At 70.5% G+C, this 17,223-nt stretch carries 14 protein-coding genes; 7 read left to right on the top strand and 7 right to left on the bottom strand.

What is annotated here, in order from left to right:
• Positions 1–94: 94 nt before the first annotated feature.
• The 7 genes from LG396_RS07625 to LG396_RS07595 are packed head-to-tail and all read left to right on the top strand — an operon-like array spanning position 95 to position 10,345.
• Positions 95–1,255 carry a branched-chain amino acid ABC transporter permease gene (locus LG396_RS07625; RefSeq protein ID WP_225794157.1) on the top strand — a complete coding sequence of 387 codons (1,161 nt, stop codon included), beginning with the start codon at positions 95–97 and terminating at the stop codon, positions 1,253–1,255.
• Positions 1,252–2,322 carry a branched-chain amino acid ABC transporter permease gene (locus tag LG396_RS07620; RefSeq protein ID WP_225794156.1) on the top strand — a complete coding sequence of 357 codons (1,071 nt, stop codon included), beginning with the start codon at positions 1,252–1,254 and terminating at the stop codon, positions 2,320–2,322. Before LG396_RS07625 ends, LG396_RS07620 begins: the two co-directional genes overlap by 4 nt.
• Positions 2,319–3,782: an ABC transporter substrate-binding protein gene (locus LG396_RS07615; protein ID WP_225794155.1), complete on the top strand. Its 1,464-nt coding sequence runs from the start codon at positions 2,319–2,321 to the stop codon at positions 3,780–3,782. The genes LG396_RS07620 and LG396_RS07615 overlap by 4 nt, the downstream gene beginning before the upstream one ends.
• Before the next feature lie 12 nt (positions 3,783–3,794).
• Positions 3,795–4,583: an ABC transporter ATP-binding protein gene (locus LG396_RS07610; RefSeq protein WP_225794154.1), complete on the top strand. Its 789-nt coding sequence runs from the start codon at positions 3,795–3,797 to the stop codon at positions 4,581–4,583.
• On the top strand, positions 4,580–5,311 hold the full coding sequence (locus LG396_RS07605; protein WP_225794153.1) for an ABC transporter ATP-binding protein: 732 nt from the start codon (positions 4,580–4,582) through the stop codon (positions 5,309–5,311). Before LG396_RS07610 ends, LG396_RS07605 begins: the two co-directional genes overlap by 4 nt.
• Positions 5,312–5,363: 52 nt before the next feature.
• A complete protein-coding gene (locus tag LG396_RS07600; protein WP_225794152.1) occupies positions 5,364–6,230 on the top strand; it encodes a sugar phosphate isomerase/epimerase family protein in 867 nt (288 codons plus the stop codon).
• 41 nt (positions 6,231–6,271) lie between these two features.
• The gene (locus tag LG396_RS07595; protein ID WP_225794151.1) at positions 6,272–10,345 is read left to right on the top strand and encodes a ThuA domain-containing protein; all 4,074 of its coding nucleotides are present in this window, start codon (positions 6,272–6,274) and stop codon (positions 10,343–10,345) included.
• A 182-nt stretch (positions 10,346–10,527) separates the two neighbouring features.
• Here the strand turns inward: LG396_RS07595 and LG396_RS07590 are convergent, their stop codons facing one another.
• Genes LG396_RS07590 through LG396_RS07560 form a run of 7 tightly spaced genes read right to left on the bottom strand, consistent with a single transcriptional unit; the run spans position 10,528 to position 17,111 of the window.
• The gene (locus LG396_RS07590; RefSeq protein ID WP_225794273.1) at positions 10,528–10,815 is read right to left on the bottom strand and encodes a ThuA domain-containing protein; all 288 of its coding nucleotides are present in this window, start codon (positions 10,813–10,815) and stop codon (positions 10,528–10,530) included.
• A gap of 39 nt (positions 10,816–10,854) precedes the next feature.
• Positions 10,855–11,763, bottom strand: coding sequence for an alpha/beta fold hydrolase (locus tag LG396_RS07585; protein ID WP_225794150.1), 909 nt, complete (start codon positions 11,761–11,763; stop codon positions 10,855–10,857).
• 22 nt (positions 11,764–11,785) lie between these two features.
• Entirely contained in the window at positions 11,786–12,349 is a 564-nt protein-coding gene (locus tag LG396_RS07580; RefSeq protein WP_018851368.1) for a DJ-1/PfpI family protein, read from the bottom strand.
• Complete coding sequence (locus tag LG396_RS07575; protein ID WP_225794272.1) at positions 12,346–13,935, bottom strand: glycoside hydrolase family 43 protein; 1,590 nt, start codon at positions 13,933–13,935, stop codon at positions 12,346–12,348. The genes LG396_RS07580 and LG396_RS07575 overlap by 4 nt, the downstream gene beginning before the upstream one ends.
• A gap of 56 nt (positions 13,936–13,991) precedes the next feature.
• Positions 13,992–14,885 carry a carbohydrate ABC transporter permease gene (locus tag LG396_RS07570; RefSeq protein WP_225794149.1) on the bottom strand — a complete coding sequence of 298 codons (894 nt, stop codon included), beginning with the start codon at positions 14,883–14,885 and terminating at the stop codon, positions 13,992–13,994.
• A 1-nt stretch (position 14,886) separates the two neighbouring features.
• Positions 14,887–15,789: a carbohydrate ABC transporter permease gene (locus tag LG396_RS07565; RefSeq protein WP_027769095.1), complete on the bottom strand. Its 903-nt coding sequence runs from the start codon at positions 15,787–15,789 to the stop codon at positions 14,887–14,889.
• Positions 15,786–17,111 carry an extracellular solute-binding protein gene (locus tag LG396_RS07560; RefSeq protein WP_078572775.1) on the bottom strand — a complete coding sequence of 442 codons (1,326 nt, stop codon included), beginning with the start codon at positions 17,109–17,111 and terminating at the stop codon, positions 15,786–15,788. The genes LG396_RS07565 and LG396_RS07560 overlap by 4 nt, the downstream gene beginning before the upstream one ends.
• Positions 17,112–17,223 lie beyond the last annotated feature (112 nt).

Raw genomic sequence — 17,223 nt, 5'->3', positions numbered from 1 at the left:
GCATCGACCGGGCACGTGAGGCGACGCGCGGTGTGCCCGCCCGAGTGAACCAGAAAACGCGCCGCTTCACGGGCCCGACTGACGGGAGGAACGGATGAAGCCTGCCCGGATCGATCCACCACGGACAGAACACCACAACACCAAGGACGGGAGCGCCCGTACCCGTACGGGCGCGAACCCGCGGAACGCGAGCTCGCGGCCCGCGCCGGGGCTCTCCGCACCACGCCTGCGCCGGGCCCTGGCCAGGCTGCCGGTCTGGGCCGTCGCCCTGGCCGTCATCGCCGTTGCCGCGTGGGTGGTGTTCCTCGCCGACGGCACCCCGGCCGGACCCGCCGCGGAGGACCCGGGCAAGTTCCTCGTCACGGTGCTCGACGCGATCACGTTCGCCGGACTGCTGTTCGTCGCGGCGTCCGGCTTCACCCTCATCTTCGGCCTGATGCGTACGGTGAACATGGCGCACGGCTCGCTGTTCCTGCTGGCCGCGTACCTCGCCATCCGCGTGCAGGAGGCGATGGTCGGCCAGTCGCGCAACATCGACCCGGCCCAGGTCGGCATGCTCGACTGGCTGGTGCCGATGCTGGCCGGCGCCGGCGTCGCGGCCGTGGCCGGCCTGGCGATCCAGCAGCTCTTCCTGCAGTGGAACGAGGGCCAGGAACTGCGCCAGGCGCTGATGACGCTGGCCCTCACGGTCGTCCTGGCCGACCAGATGCTGCGGGAGTTCGGCGGGCTGGCCAAGACGATGGTCTGGCCCGGCGCGATCACGCACTTCTTCTCCGTCCAGGGCGAGCGCTACCCCGTCACCCGGTTGTTCATCCTCGGCGTGGCCGTGCTGATCGGCACGCTGCTGTGGCTCTGGCTCACCAGGACGGGCATGGGAATGGTGATCCGGGCCGGCGTGGACGACCGCCAGATGGTGCGCGGACTGGGTATCAACATCAAGCTGGTCTTCGCGATCACGTTCTTCGTCGGATCGTTCCTGGCCGGGGTGGGCGGTGTGCTCGGTGCCTCCTTCGCCGGCGCCGCGCCCGGCACCGACGGCAACTGGCTGCTGAACTCGCTCGTCGTCGTCATCATCGGCGGCCTCGGCTCGCTCCGGGGCGCCGCAGCCGGCTCGCTGCTGTACGGCACGGTCGTGGCGTTCTCGCCCGCCTACCTGCCGAGTGAGTACTCCTACTACGCGATCATCATGACCTTCGTCCTGCTGGCGCTGGTCCTGGCGATACGGCCCTACGGACTCTTCGGGAGACCGGCATGACCGCGCGTGACCTGCTGACCCGGAACAACGTCCTCGGGACCGCCCTGGTCGCCGTCCTGCTGCTCCTGCCGAATCTGGCGACGGCGTACTTCGTCAACTTCGTCATGACGCAGACGCTCATCCTGGGCCTCGCGGCGGCAACCGTCGTCTTCCTCGCCAGGTACGGGGGGATGACCTCGCTCGCCCAGTTCCTGCTCTTCGGCATCGCCGGCTTCATGTTCGGCAACGCGGCCCAGGAGACCGGCGCCCGCGGCCTGAACCTCGGCTGGCACCCCTGGGCGGCGGTCGCGTTCGCCCTCGTGGTCACCGCCGCGGCCGCGTTCGTCCTCGGCGCACTCGCCAGCCGCACCACAGGGCTCTACTTCCTGATGCTCACGATGGTCTACGCCGTCATCGGCTACTACGTGTTCGCGCAGATCGTCGAGATCTCGGGGCCCGGCGGCCTCACCAGCATCCAGCGGCCTGACCTTCTAGGGCCGCCCGTCCGGCTGTACTACGCGGGCCTCGGACTCTCCGTCCTGGCCTACCTCGGCTTCCGGGCGGTGGGGCGGACCGGGTTCGGGCTGACGCTGCAGGGCGTCCGCGACGATCCGGTCCGGATGGCGTCGCTGGGGTACAACGTGCCGCTGCACCGGACACTGGCCTTCACCCTCGCCGGGTTCGTGGCCGGGGCGGGCGGCCTGCTCAACGTGTGGTGGAACGGTCAGATCGACCCCGCGTCGATCGCGATCGGCCCCACCCTGATCCTGCTGATCATCGCGGTGATCGGCGGCATCTCGTCCTTCGAGGGGGCCTGGCTGGGCGCCTTCGTCTACGTACTGGTCTTCACCTACCTGCGCGATCTGCCGCTGATCGACCGGATCGGCATCACCGAGGCGCGGTTCAACACCGTGATCGGAGTGATCGTCCTGCTGATCATGATGCTCTCCCCCGAAGGGCTGACCGGGATCGCCCGGCGACTGCGCCCCGCCCTCCGGCCGCGTACCCGGACCGGGCCGGACCCGGCCGCCGGACAAGCGCCGGCCACGCGTACGACCGAAAAGGAACTGGGAGTTACACGATCATGAGCGCACTCAGACGCCCCGTGGCACTCACACTCTCCATGGTGGCGAGCCTGGCTCTGGTGGCCGCCGGATGCAGCGGGGACGACAGCTCCTCCGGGCTGCCCGCCGACGAGCAGTCGTCCGCGTTCTCGCCCAAGGACGGCGACGGCGTCCGGCTGGGGATCCTGGGCCAGTGCGAGGGCCCGTTCGGCGGGTTCCACGAGGACGTGGCCGCGGGCACCACCCTCGCCCTCGCCCGGTTCGCCGGCGCCGGCCCGGAATCGTCCACCAGCGCGCTGAAGGGCTTCAGCGGCGCGGAGGTGGCGGGCACCCCGATCGAACTCGTCGGCATCGGCTGCGGCGACGACACCGCCGACCGCATCCTCCAGGAGGTACGCCGCCTGGTGGAGCAGCAGGGGGCCAACGTCATCATCGGCCCGCTCTCCGGCGACGAGGGCATCGCCGTCGCCGAGTACGCGAAGAGCAAGCCCGACCTGACGGTGTTCGCGGGCATCTCCGGCTCGCAGGAGCAGACGCTGCAGGTCCAGGCGCCGAACTACTTCCGGTTCTACGGGGACGGCGCGATCTGGAACGCCGGCCTCGGCGACCTGCTCTACCACGAGGAGGGCTGGCGCAAGGTCGCGGTCATCGCCGACGACTACAGCTTCGGCCACACCTCGGCGGCCGGCTTCATCGCCGACTTCTGCGGCGTCGGCGGCGAGGTCACCCACCGGGTGTTCCCGCCCCTGGGCACCACCGACTACTCCTCCTACATCGCCCAGCTCCCGAACCCGGACGAGGTGGACGGCTACTTCTGGGCCGTGGGCGGCACCGGTACCCAGGCCGCGCTGGAGGCGTTCGTCAACGCCAAGGGCGATCTGACCGGTGACGAGCACGCGGGCAACTTCTTCTTCAACCCGGACCTCGCCCAGGCGCTCGGCACCGACATCGCCGGGGCGCACATCGGCGGCTTCGCCACGCTGCCGGGCGACATCCGGACCCCGGAGATCCAGGAGTACCTGGCGGCCGCCGACGAGACGTGGGAGTCCATTCCAGGATCGCTGAGCGGCAACGAGCCCGCCCCGCCCTCCACCGCCGCGGCCTTCGGGTTCTTCTACGGGTACTACACGGCCGGCGTGGCGCTGGTCGAAGGGCTCAAGGCGGTCGACGGCGACATCTCCGACCCCAAGGCATTCCAGGCCGCCGTCGCCGGGCTCACCCTCGACCTGCCGCACGGCAGCATCAGCCTGGACGAGAACCGCAGCGGCGTCGTCGACGTCGGCCTCTCGCGCCTCGCCGTCGACGACTCCGACGAGGTCGTCCAGGAGAGCGTGGCCATCGTGCCCGGGGTCGACCAGACCTTCGGCGGCACCTTCAGCCCGGACACCCCGTCGCCGGGGCGGGACTTCCCGAAGTGCGAGAAGCGGGACCTGCCCTGGGAGGGCAAGGCCGTCCCCGTCGTCGACGGCGTCCCGCAGAGGTAGGAGGTTCCGGTCATGACGCACCCCAGTACGGCGCCGTCCGAACCGGGCGGCAGGGCGCCCGTCGTCCAGGTCCGCGCGGTCACGGTGGCGTTCGGCGGCCTGCTCGCCCTGCGCGGTATCGACCTCGCCATCGCGCGGGGCGAGCGGCTGGCCGTCATCGGACCCAACGGAGCCGGAAAGAGCACGCTGTTCAACGTGATCGCCGGCGATGTCACGCCGACCAGCGGTTCCGTCGTCATCAAGGGCGTCGAGTGCGTCCACCGGCCGTCGCGCTACCGCCCCCGGCTCGGTGTCGCCCGGACGTACCAGAAGGCACGGGCGCTGGCCGGGCTCACGGTCCGCGAGAACATCTACCTCGCGCTCGCCGGTCTGCGGGGCCGGCACCGGGCGCTGTGGCGCTCGGCCGCCGACCGGCGGATGAGCGACGAGGCCGCCGAGGTGGCGCGCCGGGTGTGGCTGGCGGAACAGCTCGACACCACGGCGGGGGAGCTGGCCCACGGGCAGCAGCGCCAGCTGGAACTCGGCATGGCGATCGCCACGGGGCCGGACGTGCTGCTGCTCGACGAGCCGGCGTCCGGCCTGTCGCGGGGCGAGCGCGAACGCCTCGTCGAGCTGCTGGAGTCGTTCGGCGAGGAGCTCAACCTGCTGCTCGTCGAGCATGACATGGACGTGGCATTCCGTATCGCCCAGCGGGTGGTGGTGATGGCTGACGGGGAGCAGATCACGGCCGGCACCCCCGCCCAGGTCCGCGCCGATCCACACGTTCACCGGATCTATCTGGGCACGGAGGCACCGGCATGAGCACGGCACCCCTTCTGGACGTCCGCCGGCTGCGTTCCGGCTACGGCGCCTCGGTGGTCCTGGAGGAGATCGGCTTCAGCATGGGCGTCGAGGCCGTCGGGATCATCGGCCGCAACGGCATGGGGAAGACCACGCTCTGCGACACCCTGGTCGGTTTCCTGCTGGCGACGGGCGGGGAGGTCCGGCTGCGGGGTGAGCGGGTCGAGGGCCGGACGCCGGAGAAGATCGCGGGCGCCGGCATCGCGTACGTCCCGCAGGGCCGGCGGCTCTTCCCGTCGCTGACCGTCGACGAGCACCTGGCCATGCTGGCCGGGCGGGCACGCGGCAAGCGGTGGACCCCCGAGGCGGTCTACGAGCTGTTCCCGCGGCTGGCCGAACGCAAGAAGCACGGCGGCGCCGCTCTCTCCGGCGGCGAGCAGCAGATGCTCGCCGTGGGCCGGGCGCTGCTGCTGAATGCGCATCTGATCGTGATGGACGAGCCGTCCGAAGGGCTGGCCCCGACCATCGTCGACGTCCTCGTCGACGTCGTGCACCGCCTCGTCGGCGAAGGGGTGGCCGTGCTCGTCGTCGAGCAGAACCTGCGCGCCGCGGTCCGGATGGCCGGGCGCCAGTTCGTCATGGTCTCGGGCCGGCTGGAGGCCGAGTTCACCGGTGCCGAACTGCTCGACCGGCCGGACCTGCAGAGCAGGTACCTCGGTGTCGGCGGCGACGACCGGGCGCTCCGCTGAGACGTCCGGGACCGGCCGTGCGGTGGACAAGGGAATCGCGAGGGGAGAACCGATGAAGACGGCAAGGACGTTCGGGGTCAACACCTGGGTGTGGACCTCGCCCCTGACCGACCGCCGGCTGGCCGAGCTGGCACCCCGGGTGCGGGGGTGGGGCTTCGACGTGATCGAGCTGCCGGTGGAGAACATCGGCGACTGGGATCCCGGCCGGGCGGCGAAGCTGCTCGATTCGCTCGGCCTGTCGGCCACCCTCGTCGTGGCGATGGGACCGGGGCGCGAGCTGGTCGCGGCCGACGGGGAGACCATCGCTGCCACGCAAGATCTCCTGCGGCGCGTGGTCGACGCTGCGGCCACCGTGTCCTCGCCGGTCGTCGCGGGACCTCTCTACGCCTCGGTGGGGCGCACCTGGCGGATGGACGACGCGGAACGGCGCGCCTGTTACGAGCAGTTGCGGGACGGCCTCGCCCCGGTGGTCGAGCACGCGCGGGAAGCCGGCGTCACCGTGGCGGTGGAGCCGCTCAACCGGTACGAGACGAGCGTGGTCAACACCGTCGACCAGACGCTGGCCGCACTGGCCGGGCTGCCGGCCGAGGGCTGCGGCGTCGCGCTGGACATCTACCACATGAACATCGAGGAGCAGGACATCCCGGCGGCCATCCGCAGGGCGGGCGAGAGGATCGCCCACGTCCAGGTGTGCGCGAACGACCGGGGCGCCCCGGGCGCGGACCACCTCGACTGGCCGGGCATCCTCACCGCGCTCGACGCGGCCGGCTACCGGGGCCCGCTCGTGATCGAGTCGTTCACCGGCGACAACGAGACGATCGCGACGGCCGCCTCGATCTGGCGGCCACTGGCACCGAACCAGGACGCGATCGCCGTCGACGGGCTGTCCTTCCTCGCCGGGCGCCCACGTACCCCTTGATTTCTTCGGTCTGCACCCGCAACGAAGTGACGGAGAGGACTATGCGACAACGCCATAGACATGTCCTGCTCACGGTGGTGATCGCGCTCCTGGTCTCGTTCCTTCCAGGAATGGCCACCAGCGCGGCACACGAGCCCGAGCAGGAATACGACGTGCTGTTCTTCCACAAGACGACCGGCTTCCGGCACGACTCGATCCCGTCCGCCCTGGCGGCGGTCGAGCAACTCGGCCAGGAGCACGGTTTCTCGGTGACCGAGACCCAGGACGCCTCGGTATTCACCGACGAGGGGCTCGCGCAGTACGAGGCCATCGCCTTCTACACCGACGGTGAGAACACCCTCGACACCGGGCAGCGGCACGCCTTCGAGCGCTACATCCAGCGCGGCGGGGGATTCGTCGGGCTGCACTCGTCGTCGAACATGGACAAGACGGACTGGCCCTGGTGGTCCGAGCTCATGGGCGGCGCGTTCTTCAAGAGCCACCCCTCCGGAGCCGACCAGTTCCAGGAGGCGACCGTACGGATAGAGGACCCCGACCACCCGTCGACGGCCGGGCTGCCGGCCGAATGGGTCCGCGAGGACGAGTGGTACAACTTCACCGCCAATCCCCGTGAGGACGTCCACGTCCTGGCGACGCTCGACGAGTCGACGTACAACCCGGGCCCGGACGCCATGGGCGAGGACCACCCCATCGCCTGGTGTTCCGCCTTCGACGGCGGCCGGACCTGGTACTCGGCGCTGGGCCACAGCCCGGACGACTACGACGAGCCGCAGTTGCGCCAGCACATCCTCGGCGGCATCGAGTGGGCGGCGGGCACCGCCGAGGGCGAATGCGGCGAGCCCCGCCAGGGGAGCCCGACGGAGTCCTCCTTCGAGAAGGTCGCGCTGGACGACAACACCGCCAACCCGATGGAGCTGGCCGTCGCCCCCGACGGGCGGGTCTTCTACGTCGAGCTGGGCGGCACGGTGAAGGTCTACGACCCCGAGGGCGGGGCCGTGCGGACCGCCGCGCAGATCCCGGTCCACCGCGGCAACGAGAACGGGCTGCTGGGCATCGCCCTCGATCCCGACTTCGAGACCAACCAGTGGGTCTATCTCTTCTACAGCGCACCGTCGCCCGAGGTGCAGCACGTCTCCAGATTCACCGCCGACGGCGACTCCCTGGACATGGAGTCCGAGAAGGTCCTGCTGGAGATCCCGCACCAGCGGGAGGTGTGCTGCCACTCCGCCGGTTCGATGAGGTTCGGCCCGGACGGCAACCTCTTCATCTCCACCGGCGACGACACCGCGCACTTCGCCTCGGACGGCTTCGCCCCGATCGACGGGCGCGTTCACGACGACCACAACAGCGAGGACGCCAAGCACTCCTACGACGCGCGACGCACCTCGGGCAACACCAACGACCTGCGCGGCAAGATCCTCCGGATCACCCCCGAGGACGACGGCACCTATTCGGTCCCGGAGGGCAACCTGTTCCCGCCGGACACCGAGAAGACACGGCCCGAGATCTACACGATGGGCCACCGCAACCCGTTCCGGATCGCCGTCGACGACGAGACCGGCTGGGTCTACGCCGGAGAGGTCGGCCCGGACGCGGGCAGCGACAACGCCGACCGCGGACCGCGCGGCTACGACGAGTGGAACCAGATCCGCGAGGCCGGCAACTACGGCTGGCCGTACTGCATCGCCGACAACCAGGCGTACCGTGAATGGGACTTCGGCACCAGTACGCCGGGGGAGTCCTTCGACTGCGAGAACGGCCCGGCCAACACGTCCCCGTTCAACACCGGCCTGGAGACCGTCCCGCCGGCCAAGGACGCGTTCGTCTGGTACCCGTACGGTCAGTCGCCGCAGTTCCCGGAGCTCCCCCAGGGCGGCGGGCGCTCCGCGTACGCCGGCGACGTGTACCACTACGACCCCGAGTTGCTGGGGGACGGGCAGTTCCCGGAGTACTACGACGACGCGGTCTTCGTCATGGAATGGTCGCGCAAGTGGATCGGCGCGCTCCGGCTGGACGAGAACGGCGACTACAAGAGCTTCGAGCGGTTCATGCCGAACACCCTCTTCCGCAGCCCGCACGACATGGAGTTCGGGCCGGACGGGGCGATGTACCTGATCGAGTGGGGCATGGACTTCAACTACGGCGGGGCGAACGTCAACCCGGACTCCGGCCTCTACAAGATCAACTACACCAAGGGTGCACGCACCCCGGTCGCGAAGGCCGCCGTCGACAAGGACTCCGGGCCCGCTCCGCTGGACGTCGCCTTCTCCAGCGAGGGCAGCAACGACCCGGACGGCGACGAGCTGACCTACGCCTGGGACCTCGGTGACGGCACGACGTCGGACGAGCCCAACCCGACCCACACCTACACCGAGCCCGGCGAGTACACCGCGCAACTCACCGTCACCGACCCGTCGGGACGGTCCAGCAGTTCCAACGTCACGATCACCGCGGGGAACACCCGTCCCGAAGTGACCGTCGAGCTACCGCACAACGGCCAGGTCTTCGAGTGGGGTGACGAGATCCCCTTCAGGGTTTCGGTCTCGGACGCCGAGGACGGCTCCGGTGACGCGATCGACTGCGAGCGCGTCACCGTCCAGCAAGGGCTCTACCACGACGAGGGCGGCAACGCCCACGTGCATCCGGGTGAGGTGGAGAACGGCTGCGAAGGGGTGCTCACCACCCAGAGCGACGCTGAGCACGGCGAAGCCGCGGACATCGCGCTCACCGTGACCGCCAGCTACACCGACCTCGGTGGCGAGTCCGGCGCGCCGGCGCTCACCGGCGGCGTGACGCACTTCCTGCAGCAGACGCGGAAGGAGGTCGAGCACTTCGGCGACTCGTCGAAGGTGGGCGTCGGCGACGCGGAAGACCAGGAGACCGGGGGTGGTGAGGCGATCACCGCCGGGGACGGCGCCTGGGCGTCGTACGACCCCTACAACCTCGACGGCATCGGCGACGTGACGCTCCGTGCGGCGGCGGCCGGGGACGCCACGGTCGAGGTACGGCGCGACGCGCCCGACGGCGAACTGCTCGGCAGCGCACAGATCGAGGGCAACGTCGAGGTGCCGCGGGCCGACGGCCCGGAGGGCTTCGGCAACGCCGTCCGGCTCGGCGGGTCCGGCGAGTCGGAGAAGGTGGAACTGCCCACAGGGATCGTCGAGGGCGCCGAGGACTTCACCGCCTCGGCATGGGTGAACTGGTCCGGCGGCCAGAGCTGGGCCCGGATCTTCGACTTCGGCACCGGCACCGGCAACAACATGTTCCTGACGCCGAGCGCCGGCGGTACCGGCAACCTCAGGTTCGCGATCACGACCGGCTCCGGCGAGCAGCAGATCGACGGATCGCAGCCGCTGCCCACCGACGGCTGGCAGCACGTCGCGGTCACGCTGTCGGGCACCACGGGAACGCTGTACCTCAACGGAGAACCGATCGGGACCAACGACAACATCACGTTGGACCCGTCGGATCTGGGCCCCACGGCGCAGAACTGGATCGGCGACTCCCAGTGGTCGGCGGACCCGCTGCTCAACGGCGCGGTCGACGACTTCAACATCTTCGACCGCGCGCTGGCGCCAGGAGAGATCAAGTCGCTGACCGCCGCCCCCGGCGGCGACGTGGGCGGTGGAAACATCGCCTGGTACCGGTTCGACGAGGACGGCGGCGCGCACGTCGCGGACTCCTCCGAGCAGGGCAACGACGCGCGCATCGTACTCGCGGAGGGCGCTGCGACCTGGCAGAACGTGACGGTCGACCTGAAGTCGACCGAGGGTACGTTCCCGCTGTACCTCGTCTTCCCGGACGGTCAGGTGCGGGTCAACTGGATGGAGTTCGGCGCGGGCGGAGCCGAGCCGGGGGAGTGTGCCACTCCCGATGACCGGGCGACGGTGGTCGTCGGCGACGTCGACAGCGGGGTGAAGAACCACGAGGCCGGCGGCGGGTGCACGATCAACGACCGCATCCTGGACGAACAGGAGTGGAGCAGGCGCGGCGAGTTCCTCAGCCACGTGAGGGAGGTGGCCGACGCGCTCCTGGACGCCGGCGTGATCACGGGGCCGGAAGCCCGTGACATCAGGCGTGCCGCCGCCCGCAGCGGGATCGGCCGCGCCGCGTAGACCGCGGACGGGGCTCGACCGCACACCGGGGCGGCCCGGCGAAAGCTGCCGGGCCGCCCGACTGCCGGTCGGAGCGACGCGCCGGTGAGGCCGACGCCCTAGGATCCGGCGCTTGCGGCGCCTCGGTGGTCGATCCCCGCACTCTCCCGGCTGGTTGCCCGTCGCCCACTGCACGCCGCCCATCACGTAGTGCGGAAGTCCTCCTCCGCGTAGGCGGCGGCATCGTGTCCCATGGCGGTGGCCCAGACCTTCTCGCCGGAGTCGACGCTGCACCAGGAGATGGGGTGGTCGTCGCCCATCGCGAACTCGCCCGGGTCGTAGGTCGACTCGTCGACGGTGGCGAGCACGTGGACGTTCGGCCGCGGGTTCGGGTCGAAGTCGTACCACTCCTCAGGCCTGGTCCAGGATGCGGGGAGATCCTGGGTGGAGGGGTGGTCCGGGTCCTCGACGTGGACGGTGCCGTTCTGGATGCCGGCGGCGTGGGCGGCCCTGGGAGCCGGCGTGTCAGGTCACCCCGGCGGGTGTGCGCGGGATCGCGGAGTCGTCCACGGCTCTTCCAGGAAGGTCGTCAGGAGCCCGTGCAGCTCCGTCGGGCGTTCGGCCGGTGCGGCGTGGCCGCACGCCCCGAACAGGTGCGCTCGCACATCGGGGAGGAGGCGGAGAAGTCGCAGGGTGCTGGCTTCCAGCGGCACGACACGATCCTCCGTGCCGTGCACGAGGAGCGCGGGCGCCCGGATCCGCGCCAGCTCGTCGGTGGTCAGCGCGAGGTCACGAACCCATCGCTCGCGCGGCGGCCGGAACATGACGGCGAACTCCTTGCGCGGACCCGGCTCGAGCGTGGCGGCCAGCCGCGCCTCGACGGCTTCGGCGGTGCGGAACGCCTCGTCGGCGTGCAGCAGCTCAAGGAGCTCGCGGGCCGCCGCGCGCCCGGGCCGGTACGCCCAGAGCCGGTCCAGACCCGGCGGTAACGGCATGTCGGTCCCGAGGGTGCCGATCCCCACCAGCCGGGCGACCGTCCGCGGCCGGGCGTGGGCCACGGACAGGGCGATGGCGCCGCCCATGGAGTTGCCGACGACGGCGCAGCGGTCCAGCGCCAGCTCGTCCAGGAGCTCCAGGACCTGTGCCGTCCACACGCGGCGGCCGTAGGAGCGCTCCCCGCGGGCCTCCCCACCGGGGAGCAGCCTGCTCCGCCCGAAACCGGCGAAGTCGGGTGCGATGACGTGGAATCCGGGTGCCATGGCAGCCATGAGAGGCTCCCAGGCCGCACCCGTGGTGCCCGGGCCGGAGCCGTGCAGCAGGACGACGGCCGGGCCGGAACCCGCCTCGCGCACATAGGTCTCCCACCCGGCGGTCCGCACCGTCCGCCCCTCGATGCCGGGGCGCGTCGCCCCCGTGCCGTCCGGTCGCGTGCCACCCACGGGAAAGCTCATGCGCCCGCGGTCAGGCAGGGCCGGCGGAGCGTTCGAGAACCGATACGAACGCCCGTGACCACTCCGGCAGATCCGGCCAGCCCCGGCAGGAGACCATGTTCCCGTCGACGACGTCGGGCTCGTCGACGACCGTCGCGCCGGCGTTCTCCATGTCCGCGGCCAGGGGCCCGAACGCAGCCGTCCTGCGCCCCTTCAGGAGGCCGTAGGCCGCCGGCACCTGCGGGCCGTGGCACACCGTGCCCACGGGCAGGTTCCGGGCGAAGAAGTACTCCGTGATGCGACGGACGTCGGCGTCGAGGCGGATGTACTCGGGAGCACGACCACCGGGTATGACCAAGCCCGCGTACCCCGTCGGATCGACTTCCGAGAAGGCCAGGTCGACGGGGAGCCTGCGCCCGTTCTTCTCCGTGTAGGCGTCGGAGTCCGGGTCGAAATCGTGGATCACCAGCTGCACGTCCCGGCGCGTCAACGCCGCGACGTCCGCCTGATAGCCCGCCTCGCGCATGCGGAAGATCGGGTACATCGCGTCCAGTTCCTCGGCCGCGTCGCCCACGAGCACAAGCACCTTCTTCATGGTTCCTCCGGTTCCGGGCAGTTCTGATCGTGTGTACGTCCTGTCCCTTTCAGCGTTGGAGGGGGCGAAGCCGGGGTGTACTCGAACCAGTCGAAGGCGACCGTGCCTTCGGTGGCGTACATCCCGATGACGCGGCCGGTGAAGCCGCAGGCGACCTCGGTGGACAGGTAGCGCCCGTCCAGTTCGGCGAGGAGCCGGGCGCCCGGGGCGCCGGGGTCGCCGAGCCAGAAGGCGATGGTGTCCGGGCCGGTGGCCCCGGCACGGGGGAGTTCGGGCGACGCGGGCACGAGGCCGGACGTGCGGATCGCGACGGTGAGGGTCAGCGGACCGGGCGGGACCGGTCTGCGGGCCACGGTCCGGCGCAGCGGACCGATGCGGGCGACGACGCCGGCCTCTCCGTCCCCGACCTCCAGTTCGTAGTGGTGGGCCTCGTCCAGGCGCACGCTGAGGCCGCCGCGTCCCGTACCCGGGTCGATCGCGGCGGTGACGCGGCAGTCGTGGTGCTGCTGGCGGCGGCCGACGAACGTGTAGCCGGGGCGGTCGAGGGTGGCGCCGGTGGCGTCGAGCGCCAGCCAGCCGGGGCGCGACGTGAGCGACCAGGAGCCATCCGGACGGGCGAACGGGGAGACCCAGTGCGGCGCGAGAGCGGGCGCGTCGAAGTCGTCGCGGGCGGGCAGAGCCGGCACGGGGTGCCAGGCACCGCCGGGTGCCGCGTGGCTCTCGGGAACGGGTGCGACGACGGGCCAGCCGTCCTCGGTCCACTCCACGGGGGTCAGGAACGTCTCGCGGCCGAGTACGTGCACGTCGGGGGTGAAGCCGCGGGGCCGGACGCCGAGCAGCACCATCCACCAGCTGCCGTCGGCAGCCTCGACGAGGTCGGCGTGGCCGGTGTTCTGGATGGAGCGGGCGGTACCGCCGTGGGACAGCAGCGGGTTGCCGGGTGCGCCTTCCCAGGGCCCGCGCGGCGAGCGGCTACGGGCGATGGACACGCTGTGGCCGCGTTCGGTGCCGCCCTCCGCGATCAGCAGGTACCACCATTCGCCGATGCGGTAGAGGTGCGGCGCCTCGGGAAACTTGAGGCCGCTGCCCGACCACGTGGCGAGAGGCCCTTCCAGCACCTCCCCCCGGGCGGGGTCGATCCGGGCCAGGTTGATGCCGCCTGCAGGCCCGGAGAAGGCGCTCCAGCAGGTGCCGTCCTCCTCCCACGCCAGATCGGGGTCGATCCCGGGCAGGTCGATCCACACCGGATCGCTCCACGGCCCTTCGGGCCGCTCGGCCGATACGACGAAGTTGCCGCCGCCGTCGGTATTGGTGTTGATGACCCAGTAACGGCCGTGGTGGTGGCGGATGGTGGGGGCGTAGAGGCCGCCGGACGCCTTGGCCCCGGGGAGGGGCAGCGGCAGTTGCCCCGGCCGGTCGAGCACATTGCCGATCTGCTCCCAGTGCACGAGGTCCCTGCTGTGGAAGAGCGGCAGCCCGGGGAAGTACTCGAAGCTGGAGCACACCAGGTAGTAGTCGCCGCCGACCCGGCACACGCTCGGGTCGGGATGGAACCCGCTGATCACCGGGTTGTCGTACGTACGCACCGGGGGTGTTCCGCGCGAACCGCCGGGCGCCGCGGGGCGGAGCCGGCCGGACCCGCTCACCGGCTGAATCCTGCGGTCAGGCCGCTGAGCAACTGGCGGCGGCCGAAGGCGTACAGGATGATCAGGGGCAGGGTGGTGAGGACCACGGCTGCCAGGACCGCGGGGATGTTGACCCCGTACTCGCCCTGGAAGGTCCACAGCGCGAGCGGCAGGGTCCGCTGAGAAGGGCTCTGCGTGAGGATCAGCGGCAGCAGGAAGCCGTTCCAGATGGTCAGCGCGTTGAAGATGGTCACGGTGAGGATGGCCGGCCGGGTGAGCGGCGCCGCCAGGCGCCACAGCGTCCCCCACTCGGTGGCCCCGTCCACGCGCATCGAGTCGAACAGTTCCTTGGGCACGTCCCGGATGAAGTTGGCGAGGATCAGCACGGACAGCGGGATGGCGAAGGCGATCGACGGCAGGATCAGCGCCAGCAGGCTGTCGTACAGGTTCAGCTTGATGATGATCAGGTAGACCGGGATCGCCGTCGCCTGCAGCGGGATGGCGAGGCCCATGAGGAACAGCCCGTTCACCACGCGCAGGAACCGCAGGCGCCAGCCGCGCACGATGGCGTAGGCCGCCATGAAGGAGACGGTCACCGCCGGCACCACGGCGCCGGCGGTGACCACGACGCTGTTCACGAAGTAGCTGACGAAGTCCGACTCCAGGACCAGCTCGTAGTTGTCCAGCGTGGGCTCGCCCGGCGGCGCCAGCGGGTTGCTCGCGTAGTAGTTGCTCTGGGCCTTGAGGCTGGTGATGAGGATCCAGTAGAGGGGCACGACGACGACGGCGAGCCAGAGCCATCCGGCCAGACCGCCGAGCCAGTTGCGCCGGGGGGCGGAAGGACCGGGGCGTTGCCGCCGCTCGCGCGGGGTGGTCTTCCGAGGCTGCGGCTCGGTCTGCGTGGCGGTCATGTCAGGCTCCCTCGAGCTGGCTCTCGCCGGCGTCCCGGCCGCCGAGCCGGCGCAGCAGCAGGGCGATGGCGAGGCCCATCAGGACGAGGACGACCGCGATGGCGCTGGCCGGCCCCATCAGGTTCGCCTGGAAGCCCCGCTTGTACATGTCCAGCGCGAGGACCCGGGTGGCGTCTCCCGGGCCGCCCTCGGTCAGGACGAAGATGAGGTCGAAGAAGGTGAGCGACCCGATCACCATCAGCGTCGACGAGGTGATGATGGTGTACTTCAGCTGGGGCAGCGTGATGCTGAAGAACTGACGGATCCGTCCCGCGCCGTCGAGCGCCGCGGCCTCGTACAGCGACCGGGGGATCTGCTGGACGCCACCCTGGTAGATCAGCGAGTGGAACGGGATGAACTGCCAGGAGACGATGAAGACGACGACGCCGAACGCGAGCCAGGGGCGCCCCAGCCAGTCCTTGCTGAGCCACTCGGTGCCCAGCCCGGCGCCCAGCCCGAAGTTGGGGTCCAGCAGCGCCTTGTACGCGACCGCGATCGCCGCGGAGCTGAGCAGGAGCGGGACGAAGTAGACCAGGCTCAGCACCGCGCGGTAGCGCTGGCGGCCGGCGAGGAACGTGCCGAGCAGAATGCTCGCCGGGGTCTGGACCGCCCAGGACACGGCCATCACCAGGAACGTCACCCAGAGGGCGTGCGGCAGCCCGGGGTCGGTGAGCACCGCACGCCAACTGGTCAGCCCGGACGGGTGGATGCCGCCGATCCCGTCCCACGTCGTGAAGCTCAGCAGGAGGACGCCGACGAGCGGGACGACGGCGAAGCCGACGAAGAACAGCAGCGCCGGCACGGCCAGCCAGGGCAGGATGCCGCGCCGGTCCCTGCGCCCCGTGGAGCCGGTGGGGGTGCTCACTTGCCGATGACCTCGTTGAGGTTGTCGGTGAACTGCTGTGGCGAGACGGACAACTGGAACAGCCTGGCGATGTTGTCCAGCAGCGTCTCGGCGGCCGTCGGGCTGAGCGCCTGGTCCCAGGACTGCCCGAACGTCTTCGCGTTGCTGGCGATGCCGTAGACGAACTGGAGGAACTCGGCGCTCTCGGATTCGGCCAGCAGCTTCTCCGAGCCCTTCGCGATCGGCACCGCACCGGTGTCGATCCACTCCTTCACCTCCTGGTCCCCGAGGACGCCGGTGGCGAAGAAGTCCTTGGCGATCTCCTTCTGCTCGGCGCTGGCCTTCGAGGAGATGGACAGGTACTGGGCGGGGTTGCCGACGGAGTTGCCCGGATCGCCCTTGCCTCCCTCGACGGGCGGGAAGTTCATGAACCCGAGGCCGTCGCCGGAGACGAAGTCTCCGCCCTCGGTCTGCTGGATGCCGTACGACCAGGAGCCGTGCAGCATCATCGCGGCCTTGCCGGTGTACAGGAGCGCCTGGTCGGCGTTGGAGTCCGCGGTGATCGAGGAGAAGCCCTTGATGAATCCGTCCGCCTTGATCAGATCCTGCACCTTGGTCAGCGCGTCGATGGCGGCCGGGTGGGACCAGGCGTCCTTTTCGCCGTCGAAGACGGCCTGGAAGACCTCGGGGCCGCCGATGCGGTCGAACAGGAACTCCAGCCACATCATGTTCGTCCACCGGGACTGGCCGCCGAGGGAGAACGGCGCTATGCCCTCCGCGTTGAACCGGGGCACCAGGGCCATGATGTCGTCCCAGGACTGGGGCGGCTCCACCCCGACGTCGTCGAAGACCCTCTTGTTGTAGAACAGGACGATCGGTTCCACGCTCTCGAACGGCATCGCGTAGATCTTGCCGTCGACGGTCGCCGCGCCGAACGAGGACGGGAAGAGCCGGTTCTTGACCTCGGGGTTCCGGTCGAACCACGGGGTGAGGTCGTCGACCTGGCCCGCCTGCACGTAGCTGCGCAGCGTCCCGCCGCCCCACCCCCAGATGATGGTGGGCGCCTTCCCGGCCCCGATGGCGGTCTTGATCTTCGTTTTGTACGCGTCGTTCTCGAAGGTGGTGACCTCGATCCGCCCCTTGGAGCCGGCTTCGTTGAACCGCTCCACCGCGCCGGTTCTGACGCCTTCCTGGGGCTGGCCGCTCAGGTGCCAGTACGTGGCCGCGCCGCCGCCGTCGCCGTCCTTGCCGGGTCCGGAGGAGCCGCACGCGGCGAGTGCCGCGGAGGCCGGTATGCCGGCCGCCAGGCCGAGGAGGGTACGACGAGAGAGATGGATCGCCATGTGTGTTCTCCGCACTCGAAGGGCCGTCAGCTTCCGGCGGGCCACGGTTGAAAACATTTCGAAAAAACCGACTTCTTTGCGCCTCGTGGGTGCAAGTTAGGTACCGCGTATG

It is taken from the genome of Streptomyces aculeolatus, from assembly GCF_020400605.1.
Lineage (GTDB): Bacteria > Actinomycetota > Actinomycetes > Streptomycetales > Streptomycetaceae > Streptomyces > Streptomyces aculeolatus.
The sequence above is the reverse complement of the archived record's forward strand: the minus strand, read 5'-3'. Positions and strand labels throughout refer to the sequence as shown.

Coding starts and splice junctions, on each gene's coding strand:
- LG396_RS07625 (WP_225794157.1), top strand. CDS start 95: ATGAAGCCTGCCCGGATCGATCCACCACGGACAGAACACCACAACACC.
- LG396_RS07570 (WP_225794149.1), bottom strand. CDS start 14,885: ATGACCGCCACGCAGACCGAGCCGCAGCCTCGGAAGACCACCCCGCGC.
- LG396_RS07560 (WP_078572775.1), bottom strand. CDS start 17,111: ATGGCGATCCATCTCTCTCGTCGTACCCTCCTCGGCCTGGCGGCCGGC.
- LG396_RS07605 (WP_225794153.1), top strand. CDS start 4,580: ATGAGCACGGCACCCCTTCTGGACGTCCGCCGGCTGCGTTCCGGCTAC.
- LG396_RS07620 (WP_225794156.1), top strand. CDS start 1,252: ATGACCGCGCGTGACCTGCTGACCCGGAACAACGTCCTCGGGACCGCC.
- LG396_RS07595 (WP_225794151.1), top strand. CDS start 6,272: ATGCGACAACGCCATAGACATGTCCTGCTCACGGTGGTGATCGCGCTC.
- LG396_RS07615 (WP_225794155.1), top strand. CDS start 2,319: ATGAGCGCACTCAGACGCCCCGTGGCACTCACACTCTCCATGGTGGCG.
- LG396_RS07580 (WP_018851368.1), bottom strand. CDS start 12,349: ATGAAGAAGGTGCTTGTGCTCGTGGGCGACGCGGCCGAGGAACTGGAC.
- LG396_RS07610 (WP_225794154.1), top strand. CDS start 3,795: ATGACGCACCCCAGTACGGCGCCGTCCGAACCGGGCGGCAGGGCGCCC.
- LG396_RS07600 (WP_225794152.1), top strand. CDS start 5,364: ATGAAGACGGCAAGGACGTTCGGGGTCAACACCTGGGTGTGGACCTCG.